Source organism: Nocardia gipuzkoensis (assembly GCF_021183645.1).
Lineage (GTDB): Bacteria > Actinomycetota > Actinomycetes > Mycobacteriales > Mycobacteriaceae > Nocardia > Nocardia abscessus.
In genome coordinates this window covers 4,512,185-4,530,760 of the sequence record NZ_CP089225.1, presented here as the reverse complement: position 1 = coordinate 4,530,760, position 18,576 = coordinate 4,512,185, and the positions used below count along the sequence as shown (strand labels likewise).

13 protein-coding genes are annotated in these 18,576 nt (G+C 71.6%); 10 read left to right on the top strand and 3 right to left on the bottom strand.

Annotated elements, in window-relative coordinates:
* Nucleotides 1–19 precede the first annotated feature (19 nt).
* Nucleotides 20–1,075: a potassium channel family protein gene (locus tag LTT66_RS20450; RefSeq protein WP_233060174.1), complete on the bottom strand. Its 1,056-nt coding sequence runs from the start codon at nucleotides 1,073–1,075 to the stop codon at nucleotides 20–22.
* A 372-nt stretch (nucleotides 1,076–1,447) separates the two neighbouring features.
* Here LTT66_RS20450 and LTT66_RS20445 point away from each other — a divergent pair, with 372 nt between their 5' ends.
* Entirely contained in the window at nucleotides 1,448–1,861 is a 414-nt protein-coding gene (locus LTT66_RS20445) for a DoxX family protein (RefSeq protein WP_233060173.1), read from the top strand.
* On the opposite strand, the gene LTT66_RS20440 is transcribed toward LTT66_RS20445, so the two are convergent.
* Nucleotides 1,818–6,392: an ATP-dependent DNA helicase gene (locus LTT66_RS20440; RefSeq protein WP_233060172.1), complete on the bottom strand. Its 4,575-nt coding sequence runs from the start codon at nucleotides 6,390–6,392 to the stop codon at nucleotides 1,818–1,820. The genes LTT66_RS20445 and LTT66_RS20440 overlap by 44 nt on opposite strands.
* Nucleotides 6,393–6,435: 43 nt before the next feature.
* Nucleotides 6,436–9,849, bottom strand: a complete 3,414-nt coding sequence (locus tag LTT66_RS20435) for an ATP-dependent helicase (protein ID WP_408638654.1) — start codon at nucleotides 9,847–9,849, stop codon at nucleotides 6,436–6,438.
* Nucleotides 9,850–9,921: 72 nt separating this feature from the next.
* On the opposite strand from LTT66_RS20435, the gene LTT66_RS20430 reads away from it, so the two are divergent.
* From LTT66_RS20430 to mtnC, 9 genes are all read left to right on the top strand, one after another.
* Nucleotides 9,922–10,698, top strand: a complete 777-nt coding sequence (locus tag LTT66_RS20430) for an alpha/beta fold hydrolase (RefSeq protein ID WP_233060170.1) — start codon at nucleotides 9,922–9,924, stop codon at nucleotides 10,696–10,698.
* A 4-nt stretch (nucleotides 10,699–10,702) separates the two neighbouring features.
* Entirely contained in the window at nucleotides 10,703–11,014 is a 312-nt protein-coding gene (locus tag LTT66_RS20425; protein ID WP_181719824.1) for an MGMT family protein, read from the top strand.
* A gap of 54 nt (nucleotides 11,015–11,068) precedes the next feature.
* Entirely contained in the window at nucleotides 11,069–11,824 is a 756-nt protein-coding gene (locus tag LTT66_RS20420; protein WP_233060169.1) for a VOC family protein, read from the top strand.
* 82 nt (nucleotides 11,825–11,906) lie between these two features.
* Complete coding sequence (locus tag LTT66_RS20415; RefSeq protein ID WP_233060168.1) at nucleotides 11,907–13,649, top strand: NTP transferase domain-containing protein; 1,743 nt, start codon at nucleotides 11,907–11,909, stop codon at nucleotides 13,647–13,649.
* Nucleotides 13,650–14,196: 547 nt separating this feature from the next.
* Entirely contained in the window at nucleotides 14,197–14,367 is a 171-nt protein-coding gene (locus LTT66_RS20410; RefSeq protein ID WP_181719827.1) for a hypothetical protein, read from the top strand.
* A gap of 171 nt (nucleotides 14,368–14,538) precedes the next feature.
* The gene (locus tag LTT66_RS20405) at nucleotides 14,539–14,880 is read left to right on the top strand and encodes a DUF1330 domain-containing protein (RefSeq protein WP_181719828.1); all 342 of its coding nucleotides are present in this window, start codon (nucleotides 14,539–14,541) and stop codon (nucleotides 14,878–14,880) included.
* A gap of 78 nt (nucleotides 14,881–14,958) precedes the next feature.
* Nucleotides 14,959–16,605 (top strand): S-methyl-5-thioribose-1-phosphate isomerase, encoded by a 1,647-nt coding sequence (gene mtnA, locus LTT66_RS20400; RefSeq protein ID WP_233060167.1) that lies wholly within the window; start codon nucleotides 14,959–14,961, stop codon nucleotides 16,603–16,605.
* Nucleotides 16,602–17,177, top strand: a complete 576-nt coding sequence (locus tag LTT66_RS20395) for a 1,2-dihydroxy-3-keto-5-methylthiopentene dioxygenase (RefSeq protein WP_233060166.1) — start codon at nucleotides 16,602–16,604, stop codon at nucleotides 17,175–17,177. Before mtnA ends, LTT66_RS20395 begins: the two co-directional genes overlap by 4 nt.
* Nucleotides 17,174–17,863 (top strand): acireductone synthase, encoded by a 690-nt coding sequence (gene mtnC, locus LTT66_RS20390; protein WP_233060165.1) that lies wholly within the window; start codon nucleotides 17,174–17,176, stop codon nucleotides 17,861–17,863. Before LTT66_RS20395 ends, mtnC begins: the two co-directional genes overlap by 4 nt.
* Nucleotides 17,864–18,576 lie beyond the last annotated feature (713 nt).

The window sequence follows — 18,576 nt, the reverse complement described above, 5'->3', positions numbered from 1 at the left end:
CGCCCGGCCCGCGCCGGGGTCATTTCCCCGATCGGCGGATGTACAGCAGTTTGTCGCCCGCGTCGATCGCGTCGACTTCCGGCTCGCCCACTCGGTGCAGCACGCCATCGCGCACCACACCGAGGACGATATCGCCGAGATGCCGTGGCGAACCACCGATCTCGGACGGCTCCACCTCGCGTTCGGCGACGGCGAAGCCCTCCTCGGGCGTGAGCAGATCTTCCATCATCTCCACCACGGTGGGCGTGGTCGTCGCGATGCCGAGCAACCGGCCCGCGGTCTCCGAGGACACCACCACCGAGTTCGCGCCGGACTGCCGCACCAGGTGGGTGTTCTCCGCCTCCCGGATCGCCACCACGATCTTGGCGGTCTTGTTCAATTCCCGGGCGGTCAACGTGACCAGCACCGCGGTGTCGTCGCGGTTGGTGGCGACCACCACCGACTCGGAGTTCTGCACACCGGCCAGTCGCAGCACGTCGGATTGGGTGGCCGAGCCGTGCACCGTGACCAGCCCGGCGTTCGCGGCCGCCTCCAAGGCGACCACGTCGGTGTCGACCACGACGATGTCGGCGGGCTGCACCCCGTCGCCGAGCATGGCGTCGATCGCGGTCCGTCCCTTCGTGCCGTATCCGACGACCACGGTGTGATTGCGCACTGTGTGCCTCCATCGCTGAATCTTGAAAGCCTGCCGGGAACGTTCGGTCAGCACCCCGAGGGTGGTTCCGACCAGGACGATCAGGAACAGGATGCGCAGCGGGGTGATGATGACGATGTTCGCCAACCGCGCCTCGGGCGCCACCGGGTGGATGTCGCCGTATCCGGTGGTCGACAGCGACACCGTCGCGTAGTAGAACGCGTCCAGGAACGAAAGTTCGTTTCCCGAGTTGTCGTGGTAACCGTCGCGCCCGACATACACCACCAGCGCGGCCCCGAACAGCAAGGCGATGGCGAACAGCACCCGCCTGGTCAGCGAAATCCACGGGCTGGTCTGCACTTCCGGGATGCGCAGCAAGCCGACCAGGGCGAAATCGGGGCGGCTGGTCAATCCCAGTCCGCGCGCTCGATCACCGAACACCGGACACACCCGTCATCTCGTTGTTCGTGTCGGTCATCTCCGGTATTCCTTGTCCCTCCGGCACAGCAGGGGAGCCTACTGTGTTTGTTTCTCCAGCGCCTGCGGCGCTGGGTGTTCGCGGCCCCTTTGTGGCCGCGAACGGCGCGTGCTCGGTCTCGCTTCGCTCGAAACCGGTGGTTGAGCCGGTGTGGGGGCGTGGGGTGATCGCCGCACTATCAGGGGCTGTCGGCGGTCCCTTTGATTCGGGATCGCCCGGATTCGCTTCTCGAATTCCGGAATGGCCGAAGCACCGCGTTCGGTGGTGCGGACCGTCGAGTCCGTATCTGGACGACCCGGGTCGAAACGAAGCGGGCATGGATGTAAGGGTTCCTCATGGCAGAAAACACGCTGACACCCGCGCTCGACGGCGGGCGACGGCCCGCGTTGGCCCTCGCTGCCCTGCTGTTCGGCACCGGGGTGCTGCATTTCGTCTGGCCGAAGCCCTTCGATTCCATCGTTCCGCGCGGACTGCCCGGCAAGGCTCGTGACTACACCTACGCCTCCGGGGTGGCCGAAATCGGCGTCGCCGCCGCACTCGCGGTGCCGCGCACCCGCAGCTTCGGCGGACGTCTCGCGGCGCTGCTGTTCATCGCGGTGTTCCCGGCCAATGTGCAGTTCACCGCGGACATGCTGGCCAGCGAGAAGGCGCCGCGGCTGGTCAAGATCGGGTCCGCGCTGCGGCTTCCGCTGCAGATCCCGCTGATCACTCAGGCGCTGGCGGTGAGCCGGCGGGCGCGGCGTTCCTGATCAGCTCGGCCAGCTCCTCCGGTCCGGCCAGGTTCACCGGCGCGATGGTGCGCCCGGTGCGCACGTAGTGGAACGCGGCGCCCACACGGTGCAGCATCTCCTGCTCCGGCCGTCCCTCCCGCGCGGCCATCAACCGCGCCCACGCCAGGCGGTACACCGCCAACTGCATGGCGACCGCGGGTTCCTCCGCCGCGCCGGGCTCGGCGCCGGTCTTCCAGTCGACTACGGTCCAGCGCCCACCCGGCTCGGCGAACACCGCGTCCATCCGCCCCCGGATCACCGTGCCCGCGATCGAGGTCTCGAACGGAATCTCGACCTCGATCGGGCTGCGGTCGGCCCACCGCGAGTTCAGGAACGCCTCCTGCATCGCGGTCAGCTCGGCGTCCAGGCCCGCGTCGGCCGCACCGTCGGCGGCGCCCGGCAGCTCGTCCAGGCCGAGCAGGCGGGTGGAGCCGAACCACCGCTGCACCCACGCGTGGAACGCGGTGCCGCGGCGCGCGAGCGGATTCGGCGGGTAGGGCAGCGGGCGACGCAGGCGGGCGGCGAGTTTCGCCGGGTCGGCGCGCAACTCGACCAGGGCGGTCGCCGCGATCTGGCCGGGTAGCTCGACCTCCGCGGCGGCGACCGCGGCCGCCTGGTGCTCGGCGAGCAGGGCGTCGACGTCGGCGGCCCAGCCTTCCGGGTCGTCCGGGTCCGGTGCGGGGTGTGCGTGCTCCGGCCGGTACGCGTCATCCGGCGGGGGCGGAGCGAAGCCGCTCGCGCCGAATACCGGCTCGTCGGCGGACAGGTACTCCTCCACCGGGTCCGGAGCCGTGCCGAAGTACGGCTCGATGTCCGCGTACGGGTCGGCGTATTCGGTCGGCGTGAAGTCGAAATCGTCCGCGAGTTCGTCCGGTGGGACCTCGTCGTCGGGCGGATAGTAGGCCGGTTCGTCCGGGTAATCCGCCTCCGTGTCCGGCGGTGGAGCCAGGACGAGGCGGGGCTCGGTGGTCTGGTGCGCATCCGGACCGGCATCGGCCGGACGAGCGCGCAGGGCGGCCAGCGCCGCGCGGACCAGCGCGGCGCCCTGCTCGATCGGGTCGCGGCGGGTGCTGAGCGGGTCGCGCGGCCACTCGGCGGTGGCGGGGTTGTCGGTGAACGGGTTGACGGCGTCGGCCGCGGGCGGGTCGTCCCAGCGGTCGACCGCCAGGACGTCGTACGCCGGGCTGCCGGGATCCTCATGCGCGTGCTTCAGCTCCAGCAGGAAATCCGAGGGGCCCTTCGGCGTGCTGCCGGTCTCCGCCCAGTAGTGGGCCGAAACCAGCAGCACGCGTTCGGTCCTGGTGACCGCGACGTAGAACAGGCGCCGTTCCTCATCGATCCGGCGGCGCTCCAGCGCCTCTTTGTGCGCCTTGATCGCACGGTCGAGGTCGGCGCGGTCGTACAGGTCGGTGAGATCGAGCACCGGGACGCCCTCGGCCGCGCCGTCCTGCTGCCGGTCGCCCCGCAGCGACGTCGGCAGCTCGGCGAGCGCGCCCAGCCATGTGCCGGAACCGACCTTGGACGGGAACACGCCCTCCACCACGTGCGGGACCGCGACGATCTCCCATTCCAGGCCTTTCGCCGCGTGCACGGTCAGCACTTGGACGCGGTCCTTGGCGACCTCGACCTCGCCCGGCTCGAGTCCGTTCTCGACCTCCTCCGCGGCGGCGAGAAAGGCGAGCAGCCCGCCGAGCGAGGCCCCGGTGTCCGCGGCGTACCCGGCCACGACTTCGGCGAACGCGTCCAGGTGCTCGCGTCCGGCGCCGGTGCCCGCCATCGCTCGCCGGGTCTGGGTCTCCACACCGACGCCGATGGTGCGTTCGACATCGGCGACCAACTCGGCCAACGGCTGACCGCTGCGTTCGCGCAAGGCGGCCAGCTCACGCCCCAGCGCCTCGATCCGGGCGAACCCGGCCGCCGAATACTGCCCCGGCGGACCCGGATCGGCGATGGCGTCGGCCAGCCCGGCCTGTTCGGCGGGCTCCGGGGCCACGTCCCGCAGCGCCTCGTCCAGCGTGGCGCCGTCGGCGATCTCGGCCCCGGCCTCGGACCCGGGGCGCCGGATGGACAGGTTCCTGGCGCGGCGGGCGAGCGCGGCGATGTCGGCGACGCCGACGCGCCAGCGCGCGCCGGTCAGCACGCGCATGGCGGCGCTGCCGGAGCCGGGTTCGGCGATCAGCCGGAGGGTGGCGACGATGTCGGCCACCTCCGGTGTGGCGAGCAAGCCGCCGAGCCCGACGATCTCCACCGGAAGCCCTTGCGCGCGCAGCGCTTCCGCGAGCGGCGCGGCGTCGGCATTGCGGCGTACCAGCACCGCCGACGTGGGCGGTGGCTGCTGCGCCGCGCGCCGGGCGGCCCACTGCGCGGCGATCCGCTCGGCCACCCACTCGCGTTCACCGGCGACGGTATCGGTCAGCGCCAGCGCCACCTCCCCCGGCCCGGCGTCGGGCTTGGCGCGCAAAGCGTCGACCGTCACCCCACCGCCCTCTATCGCCTTGCGCCGCAACGGTTCCGCGACCAGGTTCGCCAGTGCCAGTGCCTCCGGAGGATTGCGCCAGCTGGTCAGCAACGCCAGCGTCGGGGCCGGTACCCCCGGAGCGGTGGGGAAATCGGTGGCGAACCGGGGCAGATTCGCCGCCGAGGCGCCACGCCAGCCGTAGATCGACTGCATCGGATCGCCCACGGCGGTCACGGCGAGCCGCTGCCCATCGTGTCGCGCGTGCTGGTCGCGACCGGGCGCGGCGTGTGGGTCATGCGCACCGGCGAACCGCGATTGCCCTTCCCCCATCGTCTCGTTCGCATCGACGCGCCGCGACGGTGCACCTCGCGCGGGGTCACCGGCAGGCGCGATTGCACCCGGCGTCGAGTGTGGCGGTCGACCCGGATCACGCTGCCCCGCGACGGAGTGCCGTGCAGGGCCACTGTGCGCAAGGCGATCGGGGGCCCGATCGAACGCACTATCAGCCGAGGACGAAAGGTCGCGCGCAGACGAATCAGCATCCGCACCGGCCGGACCGGACGCGCTCCCAGGCCGATCGGCAGCCGGATCGAACGCACCACCCGTCGACAACCACAAGTCCCCCGCAGACAAGTCGGCACCTGCCGCAGCCGGTGCGGCCGGACCGGACGCACTCCCAGACTGATCAGCAGCCGGATCGAACACACCACCGGCCACCGACCACAAATCCCCCGCAGACGAATCAGCACCCGCCCCAGCCGGTGCGGAGGTATTGCCGATCGGCGTGTCCGAGTCTCGGACGATGTCGTGCGGTTCGCGCGTGATCGTGCTGGCGTGCTGCTGATCACCGTCCGCGCCGGGTGACAGCGGGTCCGCCTCCCCCGTGGCGGAATTCGGCTCGTCCGTGCCGCCATGTTTTTCCCGCTCGGCTGAATCGGCGTGCGCGGTCGTGTGAGACGCATCGACTGTCGCCGAGTCCGCCGACGTGCCGCCCGAGAGCGGATCGACGAGGCCGTTGGCGGCTTGCGCCGCTCCTCGTGGGTGCATGTTCGCGCGTGACGAATCCTGGTCCCTGTCAGCAGGATCACCATCCGTTACCGGAGAAACGTCGCGCGCGTCATGCGGCGGTGACGGGTCAGGCGCGCCGCCGAACAGGGCGGCGAGCAGGACTCGCTGGGCGTGGCCGGTGTCCTGGTATTCGTCGAGCAGCACCAGCCGGAATCGGGCGCGTTCGGCGGCGGCCACCTCGGGGTGCTCGGCGGCCAAGCGCGCGGCCAGGGACATCTGCGCGCCGAAATCGAGTGCGCCCCGGCGGCGCAACGCCTCGGTGAGCTGGTGCACCAGCGGCAGCAGCGCTACCCGCTCCTGCTGCACCTGCACGATGTTGAGCAGTGTTTGGCTGGGCCCGCCCCGCTGCCGCGGACCCGGGGGCAGCGTGTGCACCAGCTTCGCCAGCTCGGTGTGCGCCTCGGCCAGCTCCTCCGGCTCGACCAGATGCTCCGCCAGCTGCCCGGACAGCGCGAGCACCGCCTCGGTGACCGACACCGGGGTGCGCTCGGTCTCCAGATCGCCGTCCCAGGTGCGGACCACCTGATGGGCGAGCTGCCAGAGCTGGGTCTCGGTCAGCAGGGTCGCCGAAGGTTCCACCGGAAGCAGCAGGCCGTGTTCGGTGAGCAACCTGCCCGCGTACGAGTGGTAGGTGCTGATCTCCGGTTCCGCGCCGGTCAGCTGGGTGCGCAGCCGACCACTCGGGTCGAGTTCGCGCAGCAGCGGCGCGCCGGCCAGCCGGGCCAGCCTGGTCCGGATGCGGGCGGTCAACTGCTGGGCGGCTTTGCGCGTGAACGTCAGCCCGAGCACCTCGTCCGGCAGGACGAGCCCGTTGGCGACCATCCACACCACGCGGGCGGCCATCGTCTCGGTCTTGCCCGCGCCCGCGCCCGCGACCACGAGGGTCGGGCCCGGGGGCGCCGCGATCACGGCGGCCTGTTCGTCGGTCGGCGGCGGCAGGCCCAGCGCCTGCGCCAGCTGATGGGGCGTCACCCGGCCGTTCACGGCGGCGCCCCGGCGACCGGCCGCGGCGAGGCCGAGGGCGCGCTCACTCGTCGGTCACCTGTCTCCCGCTGTCCTGCACGGGACAGCTGCCCGCGACCGCGCAGTGGCGGCATCCGTCGTTACGCATGGCGAGGTAGCCGGGGCCCTGAGTGGACGCCGCGGCTCGGTGAATCGTGTCGCGCCACTGCTCGAGTGCCTCGGCGTCCAGCGGGGGCTGCAAGCGCTGGGTCGCGCCCTCCGCCTTGCTCGGCTTCGCGACATAGACCAATCGTGCCCCGCCGGGTTCGCCGGATAAATCGGCGGCGCCGGATTCTCCCGTGGCGTCGAGGGCACCCGCGGCGGCGGCCACCTGATAGGTCGCCAGCTGCGCGTGATCGACGGCGGCCTGCTTGGTGACCGGGGACTTGCCGGTCTTCACGTCGACGATCACGAACCGGCCTTGCGCGTCCCGTTCCAGCCGGTCGACGCGGCCCCGGATCCGCACGGCGCGTTCGTCTTCGGTGCGCGCGGGCAGCACGCAGTCCACCGGCACCTCGACACCGGCCTGGGTGAGTTCGCCGCGGGTGTTGCGGACCCAGGCCTGGAAGTTCTCCAGCATGGCTTCGGTGCGGCGCAGCTCCTGCCTGGAATGCCAGCCGGTTCCGGGATCCACCGCCCGCCAGGCCCGGTCGAGCGCCGCACGCACTTGGTCCGCGGGCACTTTGCCCGCCAGCGCCTGCACCAGTGTGTGCACCAGGTTGCCTTTGACGGCGTGTGGGTTGTCGCCGTCGGTGCCGCCGTGGCGTTCCAGTGCCCAGCGCAGCGGACAGGTGCGCAGCAACTCGACGGTGGAGGGCGACAGCGCCACCGCGCCCTCGTCCTCGGCCCACAGCGGACGCAGCGAGCTGAGTTCGGCGGTGCCGTACCAGTCGTCGGGGTGGGTGCCGCGCACGCCCGCGTCCGCCAGCCGCGCGAGCTGGTGCGCCGCGCGGCGCCTGCGCTCCGGGTCGGCCTCGGGATCGCAGACCACGCCGCGCAGTTCGGCAACCAGGGAGTGCATCACCAGGGCGCGGCCGGGGTCGATCACCGGGAGCGCGCCGGGCTCGCTGTCGTCGTCGTGCCCGAGCAGCTCGGCGAGAAAACGCGACGGCACCAGATCGCGTTCGCCTGCCACCGATTCCACCGCGGTGACCAGCAGCGATCGCCGGGCCCGGCTGCACGCGACGAGCAGCAGTCTGCGCTCCTCGGCGAGAATCGGCGCCGCACGGCTCACCCGCTCACCCGCGTCGGACACCCCGGCGGTGAGATCCACCAGGTCCTCGGTGTGCAGCAGGGTGCCGCGCGAGCGCGGATCGGGCCAGATCCCCTCCTGCACGGCGGCGACGGCGACCACGTCCCATTCCCGCCCGGCCGCGGCGTGCGCGCTCAGCAGCGCCACCGACTCACCCGGTGCGGTGCGCGGCGCCGAGTCGAGCGGAATCTCCTGCTGCGAGAGGTACTCGACGAACCCTTCGATGCTCGCGCGCGGCAGCCGGTCGACGTAGGCGGCGGCCGCGTCGAACAACGCGACGGCGGCGTCCAGATCGCGATCGGCCTGCATGCCGACCGCGCCGCCGCGCTCCGATTGCGCCACCCAGCGCCGTTCCAGCCGAGACCCGGTCCACAGCGCCCACAGGACGTCCTCCAGGCCCGCGCCCCGCCCGCGCGCCTTGCGTGCCCGGTGCAGCGCGTCCAGCACCCGGCGCAGCGGCGCCGCCTCGACCTCGGTGAGCCGGCCCAGGATCGCCGGATCGCCCGCCCCGATCAGCTGGTCGCGCAGCACCTGCGCGGAGGGGCGGTCGATGTCCGTGCCGCGGTCCGGAGGCGGATCGTCGTCCGTTTCCGGGGTTTTCGCACCGGCGCGCGCGGATTCCAGCACCGCGCGCCGAACGCCGCGGCGCAACCGGCGCAAGGCGATCTGATCGGCGCCGCCCAGCGGCCCGGACAGCAGGTCGAGGGCGTCCTCCGGCTCGAACGCCGGTTCCGCGCCCCGCTGCGCCGCCTCGCCCGCGAGCACCGCGCGTAGCGACAGCAGCATCCAGGCCGCGCCGCGCCTACGCGCCAGCGGCGTGTCCAGCGTGGGCTGCCGCACCGGCACGCCCGCGGCGAGCAAGGCCCGGCGCAGCGGCGCCAGCGACAGTGGCACCGATCGGACGATCACCGCCATCCGCGACCACGGCACCCCGCCGGTGAGGTGCGCGCGGCGCAGGTGATCGGCGATGAGCGCGGCTTCCTTCGCGGGTGTGGCCAGCACGCGGACCCGCACCTCGGTGCCGTCCTCCCGCGGTTCGGCGCGTTCCGGTACGGGGATGCGCTGCGGCGCACTGCCCGGCAGACGTGCGGCGATGCGCGCGACCGCCAGCTGGACCTGACCGCTGAAGCGATGGTTGGCGCGCAGCACGACGCGCCGCTCGTCCGGCACGTCGAGATCGGCGACGAACCGCGCGTCGGCGCCGCGGAAGGCGAAGACGGCCTGATCGGGATCGCCCGCGATCACCGTGATCCGCGCGCTGTGCCCGATCGCCTTGACCAGGATCGCCGCCTGCGGATCCAGGTGCTGTGCGTCGTCGACCAGCAGGTATCTGATCCTGGCGCGTTCGGCGACAAGCAGATTCGGGTCGGCGGCCAGCGCGTCCAGCGCCGCGCCGACCAGTTCGGCGGCGTCCAGCGCGGGCGCGGTCGCCTCCGGCGCCTCCACGCCCACCGACCAGCGCAGCAGCATCGTCTGCTCGTAGCGGATGGCGAACTTGCCCGCCGCCACCCACTCCGGTTTGGCGTACTCGCGGCCCAGCCGCACCAGGTCTTCCGGCCCGATGCCGCGTTCGGTGGCGCGCAGCATGAGATCGCGCAATTGCTCGGCGAATCCGCCGAGCGCGAGCGCGGGCCGCAGTCGCTCCGGCCACAACCCGCGCGCGCCCGCGGCCATGTCGACCAGGTCGCCGCGCAGCATTTCGCGCAGCACCGCGTCCTGTTCGGCTCCGGTCAGCAAACGGGGCGGCGGGTTGCCGTGCGCCATGGCGTGCCTGCGCAGCACGGCGAAAGCGTAGGAATGCAGGGTGCGCACCAACGGTTCCCGTGTGGCGCCGGGCACACCGCCCTCGGCGCCGGGTTCGGGTCCGCTCAGCCGCGTGGTGATGGCATCGCGCACGGCGCCCGCCGCCTGTTTCGAATGCGTCAGCACCAGCACCGAATCGGGATCGGCTCCGGCCGCGATGCGCTCGGCGGCGAGGTCCACCAGCAGGGCCGTCTTGCCCGTTCCAGGCCCGCCGAGTACCTGCCAGGGCCGCCATCCCGGGCGCGCGGGACCGGCCTCGGCCGCGACGTCCAGCAGCGCGCGAACGTCGGCGCCCCAGTCTCGCGGCCGGGGCGCCACCACATTCCGGCGAACCAGTCGCACCGCGCCATCCGATCGCACCACGCGGGCTATTGCAACAGACACGACCGACACGCCGGTACACGCCTCCGTGTGACCGGCACTGCGCGCGATTCCGGCGCAGGTCACAATGGACCGGTGTCTGTTCTGAATGTCCACCGGTTCGGTCCGACGACGGGACCGGTGGTGCTCGCCCTGCACGGCGTGACCGGCCACGGCAAACGCTGGGAAGACCTGGCCACCCGGCATCTGCCCGACGTCCGCGTGCTCGCACCCGACCTGCGCGGACACGGTCGCTCGACCTCGCTGCCACCGTGGAACTTCGAGACCATCGTCGACGACCTGGTCGAACTGGTCACCACGGAGGCGGACGGACCGGTGGTGGTGGTCGCGCACTCCTTCGGCGGCGCGTGCGCGCTGCACCTGGCGCATCGACATCCCGACCTGGTCCGCAAGCTCGTGCTGCTCGATCCGGCCATCGCGCTGGAACCGGAATGGCTCAACGAGATCGCGCTGTCCACCCTGGTCTCGGCCGACTACGACAGCGTCGACCACGCGCGCCGGGACAAGCTGGACACCGGATGGGGTGACGTCGAGCCGCGGCTGCTCGACGCCGAGCTGCTCGAACATCTGATGCCCACCGCGGACGGGCGCTTCGGCTGGCGGATGAGCCTGCCCGCCGTCAACTCCTACTGGGGGCAGCTGGCCCGCCACTGGGTGCTGCCGCCCGCCGACCTGCCCACCGTGCTGGTGCAGGCGATGAAGGTGGACCCGCCGTTCGTCACCCCGGAGTTCCGCGCGGCGCTCACCGAGCACATGGGCGCGAACCTGACCGTGCTCGAGTGGAACTGCGATCACATGGTGGCCCAGGCGTATCCGGCCGAGACCGGCGAACTCGTGCGCTCGGTGCTCTGAACCGATGCCGACCAGCGACGCCCAGATCGAGCAGGTTCGCGCCCTGGTGGCCGCGGTTCCCCCCGGCCGGGTCGTCACCTACGGCGACATCGCCGCGGCCGCGGGACTGTCCACGCCACGCACGGTGGGCTGGATCATGCGCACCGACGCGGCCGACCTGCCCTGGCATCGCGTGCTCGGCGCGAGCGGCAAGCCCGCCGCACACCTGGCCCGTCGCCAGCTGCGCCTGCTCGCCGAGGAAGGCGTGCCGATCCGGGACGGACGCGTCGACCTGCGCGCCGCGCGCTTCCCCCTGCCCGATCCTGCGGCGGGCTGAGCGCCGCTGTCCGAAATGCCTCCGAGCCGGATCGGCGGCCAGTACCGTTGATCCATGCCCACCCGCCTGGCATGTGTCGTGTTCGATGCCGACCGGCCGCGTTCGGTCGCGGATTTCTGGGCCGAACTGCTCGGCTGGAGCGTGACGCTCGACCGGCCCGACGAGGTGAACGTCGCGGCCCCCGACGCCGACGGTGGTGACCTCGCGCTGACCTTCCTGCCCGCGATGCGGGCCAAGATCGGCAAGAACCGCCTGCACCTGGATCTGGCCACCCGCTCGCGGGAGCATCAGCGCACCCAGGTGGACCGCGCGCTGGCCTTGGGCGCGCGAGCGGTCAACATCGGCCAGGGCGCGGTGCCGTGGGCCGTGCTGGCCGACCCGGAGGGCAACGAATTCTGCGTGCTCGAACCCAGGGAGGAGTACGTGGACACCGGAGGCGTCGCGGCGGTGGTGGTCGACACGCGCGACCCGGAGCGCCTCGCCGACTTCTGGGCGGTCGCCACCGGCTGGCCGTCCACCCGGCGCGGTGAGCGGCTGGCCGGGCTGCGTTCGCCGACCGGACTCGGCTCCTGGCTGGAGTTCGTCCGCACCCCCGACGCGGGGACCGGCCGGACCAGACTGAGCCTCGACCTCACCTCGTTTCCCGCCGACGACCGCGCCGCCGAGGTGGCCAGGCTGCACGCCGCGGGCGCCACCACGATCGACCGCGGCGCCCCGGCCGCCGATCGCGACACCGACCTCGTGCTCGCCGACCCGGAGCTCAACGAGTTCCGGTTGCTGCCACCGGCCCGCTTCTGGTCCAACGCCTGATCGACGCCGTCCGGTCCCCAGCTTCCCCGCCGTGACGAATTAGCATGACCGCCATGGTGTACCCAGCTCGAAGTCGTGGCCTATGACCGCCGCCGACGCGATCGTGCTCGCGGGCGGCCGGGCCAGCCGGATGGGCGGCGTGGACAAACCGGCTATCGTCATCGGCGGTCGTTCCATGCTCGAGGTGGCACTCGCCGCGGTGGCTTCGTGCGGGCACACGGTGGTCGTCGGACCGCACCGGCCCGAGCTTGCGCCGCAGTTCGTCCAGGTGCGCGAGGTACCGCCCGGGTCGGGTCCGGTGGCGGCGATCGACACCGGACTGCGCGCGCTCGGCTCCGCCGCGCCGCTGGTGGTCGTGCTGGCCGCCGACCTGCCGTTCCTGGCGCCGTGGGCGGTCACCGAACTGATCCGGCACGCCACTGAATCCGGTGCCGACGCGGTGTTCGCCGCCGACGAGTCCGGACGCCCGCAGTACCTGATCGGAGTGTGGCGGCGCTCCGCGCTGGTGGCCGCGCTGGAGGGGCTCGGCGCGCTGATCAACCAGCCGATGAAGGCGCTGGTGCCCGCCGCCGCCGCGATCATCCCGCTGCCCGGAGTCGGCGACTGCGATACCGAGGAGGAGGTTCGACAAGCCAGGGCCACCGTCGACGCGCCACGGCAGCAGCCGCCGCTGGATCTCGACGAGGCGCGAGAGAGGCTGCGCGGCAATCTGTCCCGGCTCACCGCCTACGAAGCCGACCTGCGTTCGGTGCTCGGGGCCGCGCTCGCGGACCCGCTGACCGCCGCCGGGCCGCTGCCCCGCTTCGACGTCTCCGCGATGGACGGCTACGCGGTGGCGGGTGACGGGCCGTGGCGCCTGCGCCGCGACATCGGGTTCGCGGGCGGCAGGCGGCCGGTGGGGCTGCTGCCGGGTGAGGCGGTGCGGATCGCCACCGGCGCGCACGTACCGGACGGCACCACGGGTGTGCTGCGCGACGAGTTCGCGCACGTCGCCGAGGAAACGCTGTACCGCCTGCCGGACACCCCGCTGCGCGAGGACATCCGCCGCCGTGGCGAGGACCGGCACGCCGGTGATCTCGTCGCGCCGCAGGGCACGCCGGTCACCGCCGCGTTGATCTCCGCGGCCGCGAGCGTCGAAGTCACCGCGGCGTCGGTACGCGGCCCGGTACGCGCGCGCATCGTCATGACCGGTGACGAGATCCGCAGCGAGGGGCCGCTGCAGGCGGGCCAGACCCGCGATTCGATCGGTCCGATCCTGCCGGAGTTGCTGTCCTGGTACGGCATTCGCACCGCCGACCGAGTGCACCTGCGCGATACGCCGCACGGATTCGACGAGGTCATGGCCGTGACGCCGGATCACGACCTGCTGGTGATCGTCGGCGCGACCGGCGGTGGGGCCGCCGACCAGCTCCGTGCCGCCCTGGCCCGCGCCGGAGCCGAGATCGTGGTGCCGCGGTTGCGGCTGCGTCCCGGCGGTTCCACCGTCGTCGCCGAACTCGCCTCCGGCACCACGGTGCTCGGCCTGCCCGGCAACCCGTTCGCCGCCGTCGCCACGCTCATGGCGCTCGCGCCCGCGATCGTCGAGGGCCGCACCGGCGCGCCCGCGGCCCGCCCGCTGCGTGGGCCGCTGCGCAACGCGGCGGAGATCGCGGCACAGGTGACCCGCGTCGTGCCCGCTCGCGCCGCCGAGGAAGGCGGCTGGGTCGGCGACCCGGCCATCCGCACCGCCCATCTCGGCGGCCTCATCGACCGCGACGGGTTGGTCGTGGTCCCGCCCGGCGCCGCCGACGGCGCGACGGTCGAGTTCCTTCCGTTGCGCGGCTGAGCCGACGTACGACACGACTCGTCCGGGCCCAGCTCACCTGAGCCCAGTCGAAAACCATTGCGATGCGCTTACTTTCAAGCGACCACGGGCTCCGCCTACGGAGAAATGTGGCCGCGATTCCCGGGGTTGCGCTGAAACGGATTGTCGCACAACGAATATGCGATAACGACGGCGACCAGCCGCACCAAGCGCATACCCCCGCCGCAGTGGAATTATTTTCGCCGCGATAAACCCGAGAACACGCGAAGCCGGCGCGATATCATCCGCTCCCGAAGCGTCGGCGCGCGATCCGGTCGGTTACCGTTCGAACACACGCCCGAGCCTCCGGAAAGCCAGACGCGGAGAAATGGCAGCACACCGCCCATCCAACGGTATTCGCTATAGAAACCCACCTTCAATAGCGCCTCTACCTGCACAGATGCGACAACCGGCCGCTCCGGGCCATATTTTTCATTTCCCCTTCCGGAAGCTCCACCGGCTCGCTATCGTTTGTTCGTTAGGCTGTTCGTTAGGCGAATATCAATCCCCCGGAAAGGACCGTGTGGAGATGGCTGAAAAGTCGAAGAAAACGCCTAAGAAAATGCCGAAGCAGATGCCGAGGCAGCAGCAGCAACAGCGCCAGGAGCAGGACATGCGCGAGGGCTCGGATATGGAAGGCCGTCGGGGCACCAGGTCCGAGATGCCCGAACGGCGCGGCGAGCAGGACCGCCGCCACTAGCTGATCTGCGCCACCCGCGCCGCCGGCCCCAACTCCTCCCGGGACCGGCGGCTGCGGTCGTGCCAGGCCCGGTGTGCTTACCCCGGAGGTAATTGTCACCCCGCGCGCGGCGGACCTACCGTCGATTCGACACCACTTCCGGTGTCATCGAACGAAGGAACGCCGACCATCATGTCCGCCTATGGCTTCGCCCACCTCCGCGGTCGCAGGCCGCATCCCGACATCCTGGAGTACCTGGAGCGCATCCAAGCCACCTTGGACCCGTTCGGTGGCCGCTTCGTCATCCACGGGCCCCCCGCCGAGATCGTGGAAGGCAGCTGGCCCGGGAGCATGGTGCTGATCGAGTTCCCCGGCATGACCGAAGCGCGGGAGTGGTACCACTCACCCGCCTACCAGGAGATCCTGCCGCTGCGCGCCGATCACATAGACGGCGACCTGCTGCTGATCGAAGGCGTCGGCCCGGACTACGACCCGCGCAAACGCGCCGCCGAGCTGCGCGCCGAGGCGGCCTGACGCGATTTCCGCCCGCCATCCGCCGTCCGATACCGTTGACCAGGCACGACACGGCTCGACGCGACAAGGATGTGCCCGATGGACGACAGTTCTCTGGTCTGGGACGACGGCACGCTCGTCACCATCGACCAGCGCGGACTGCCGCATGAGGTCCGTGAGCTGCGACTGAGCACGGTGGACCAGGTCATCGACGCGATCAAGGCGCTGGCCATCCGCGGCGCGCCCGCCATCGGCATCGCGGGCGCGTTCGGCGTCGTCATCGCCACCGCCGCGCACACCGTGGACGGCGTGGTCGACGAGGCGGCGGTGCAGGCCGAGGCGGACCGGATCGCCGCGGCGCGGCCGACGGCGGTCAATCTGGCCTGGGCGGTGCGGCGGGTCCGGGCACAGGTGGGCCGGGGCGCCGACGCGGTGCTGGCCGAGACGCTCGACATGCTGGCCGAGGACGGCCGGGTCAACCGGGCCGCCGCCACCAACGCCGCCGACCTGGTGCAGCGCCTGTGTCCGGACCGGCCGCTGCGGGTGCTCACCCACTGCAATACCGGCCGACTCGCGACCAGCGCGTTCGGCACGGCCATCGGCACGCTGCGGGTGCTGTCCGAGCGCGGCGCGATCGAGCAGGTCCTGGTCGACGAGACCCGCCCGCTGCTGCAAGGCGCGCGGTTGACCACGTGGGAACTCGCCGAAGCGGGTATCCCGCACCGGCTGACCATCGATTCCGCCGCCGCCTGGGCGATGGCGACCGGGCAGGTCGACTGCGTGCTGGTCGGCGCCGACCGGGTCACCGCCAACGGCGACGTCGCCAACAAGATCGGCACCTACGGTCTCGCGCTCGCCGCCCGCCACCACGACATCCCGTTCGTCGTGGTCGCCCCGGAGTCGACCCGCGATCCGGCGATGGCCACCGGCCGGGAGATCGTGGTGGAGGAACGGGCTGCGGCCGAAGTGACCGGATTCGGTGGTGTGGCAACGGCGCCCGAGCACACCGAGGTCTTCAACCCGGCCTTCGACGTGACGCCCGCCGAACTCGTGACGGCGGTGGTCACCGAGCACGGTGTGGTGCACCGAACCGATCGGTCACACTGGGCGGCGATCGCGGACGTCGCACGCGAGCTGTACCGGCGCGGCTGGATGCCGGGCACGGCGGGCAACATCTCGGTGCGCACCGGCGCGACCGCCGTCGTCACCGGAAGCGGGTTGTCCAAAGGCGAGCTCACCGAGCGCGACATGGTCACCGTGCGCGTGGCGGACTCCGCGCCCGTGGCCGACCACGGACGCAAGCCCTCCGCCGAGACGACGATTCACACCGCCGTCTACCGGACCCGCCCGGCCCAGGCGGTCGTGCATATCCATCCGCCGTTCGCCACAGCACTCGCCACCCGCTCGGCGGTTCCCGGCGCGCTCGGCACGCTGCGGATCACCGACTACGAGCTGATCAAAGGGCTCGGCGGCGCTGATCCGGCCAGCGCCGATATCCCCGTCTTCCCGAACTGGCCCGAGGTGCCGCGCATCGGTGCGGACATCGAGCGCTACCTCCTCGGCCATCCGGACGCGTTGCCGGTGCTGGTCATCGCCGGGCACGGCATCACCGCATGGGGCGAGAATCTCGCTCAGGCGCGCGATCGGGCCGAATGCCTGGAAGCATTGTGTGAGCTGGTGGCGCGCACCGGCAGTCCGGCGGCGTTCGGCCCGCGCGACGATGTACTCGAGATTGGACTGACATGACCCTGCTGCAGGTGATGGCCGCCGCCGACGCGGCCGACGTGCGCGTGCGTACCACCGACGACGAACGGATCGGCACCGAACTGGCCAGGCACGGCATCACCTTCGGCCGCTGGCCGGTGGTCGAGAACGCCGCGTCGGTGTCCTCCGAGGAGCTGCTGGCGCACTACGCGAAGCACGTCGCCGAGCTGAACGAGTCCGGACGCTATCGGCACATCGATATCGCCCGCATCCACCCGGACGACGCCGACCCGCAGTGGCCGGAGCTCGCCAAGGGCGCGCGCGGGAAGTTCCTCGACGAGCACCGGCACGCCGAGGACGAGGTGCGCTTCTTCGCCGCCGGACGCGGCTGCTTCTATCTGCACCTGGGCGAAGAGGTCCTCGCGGTGGTGTGCGAAGGCGGCGACCTGCTCTCGGTGCCCGCGGGCACGCCGCACTGGTTCGACATGGGCGAGCGCCCGGATTTCATCGCCATCCGCTTCTTCGAGGAAGAGGACGGCTGGGTCGGCGACTTCACCGGCGACAAGATCAGCGCGGGCTTCCCCACCCTCGACGAGTTGCTGACCGCGCCGTGATCGGCGCCGTCGTCGTCGACATCGAAGGCACCACCAGCCCTACCGCCGCGGTCCGCGAAGACCTGTACGGCTATACCCGGCAGCGGCTTCCGGGCTGGCTGGCCGAGGACGGCCCGGCGGCGTCCACCGTCCTCGCCGCGACCAGGGAGCTGGCCGGGCAACCGGACGCGGGCGCGGCCGAGGCCGCCGCGATCCTGCGCGGGTGGCTCGACTCCGATGTGAAGGCCGAGCCGCTCAAGACCGCCCAGGGCTTGATCTGCGCGGAAGGCTTCCGCAGCGGCGCACTGCACGGCGAGTTCTTCCCGGATGTGCCACCGGCTCTCGCCGCCTGGCACGCCGCAGGGCTCGCGCTGTACGTCTACTCCTCGGGATCGGTGCGCAATCAACAGGATTGGTTCGCCTTCGCGCGCGGCGGCAGCCTGTCCGAACTGATCAGCGGATACTTCGATCTATCGACGGCGGGCGGCAAGCGCGAATCCGCCTCCTACGACAAGATCGCGGGCGCCATCGGCGCGCCCGCCGAACGCATCCTGTTCCTGTCCGACCACCCGGACGAACTCGATGCCGCCGTCGCCGCGGGGTGGCGGGTCGTCGGCCTGGCCCGCCCCGGGGAGCCGAATCCGCCACGGCCACCGCACCGCTGGGTCGACACGTTCGCCGAGATCGATCCCACCGCGATCGCCTGACGCGCTACACGCCCTTGCGGGCAAGTGCCGCAATCACTTTCAGCACCGGTCTCATCAGCACCCGAGGCGACGGCAACAGCACAGCTGGTCATCGGGTCGGAAACCGGCGCGGCGGTAGTGCCGCCATTTCCGCGGCACAGGGGTAACCGGTCCCGCTGGGCTGCGAGGCGGCCGCCGCACCCGGACACGGCGCCCGCACGGCAGTTCGCGGCGGCACCGAGCTGAGGATGGCCGCGCCTCGCGTGCCCGCGAACCCGCAGCCGTCGCACGACCGCGCGGCCGATACCGCGTCCGCCACCGGTCACGACATAGGACAGTGCCATCTGGTCGATGGTAGACAGACCGGCCGCCGCGACCATGCCGGTGAATTCGTGGCGGCCGAACCCTCGCGCTCCGCCGGGCACTGAATTCATCAGCAACAGATAATTTTCAGCAAATTGTGATTGTGCTTACAATACGTGGCGCGGAAGTCCGAGCCGAAACACCGCGGAGGCGGTAAACCCAACGCCTACGACGAGCGGTCGGATGTGTTAACAAATGTAAAGCACTGGAGAACCCACCGTTTCCAAAGCATCACCGACCGCGCCTCGGGCGGGCTCCCCGGATCGGATTCCGTACAGTTCAGAGCATATTTCCCCTGGTCGGCCCGCAGGACGGCGCCCGGATGCGACGGGCTACCGTGACCGTGACGTTGCGCCGATCTCACAACTCAC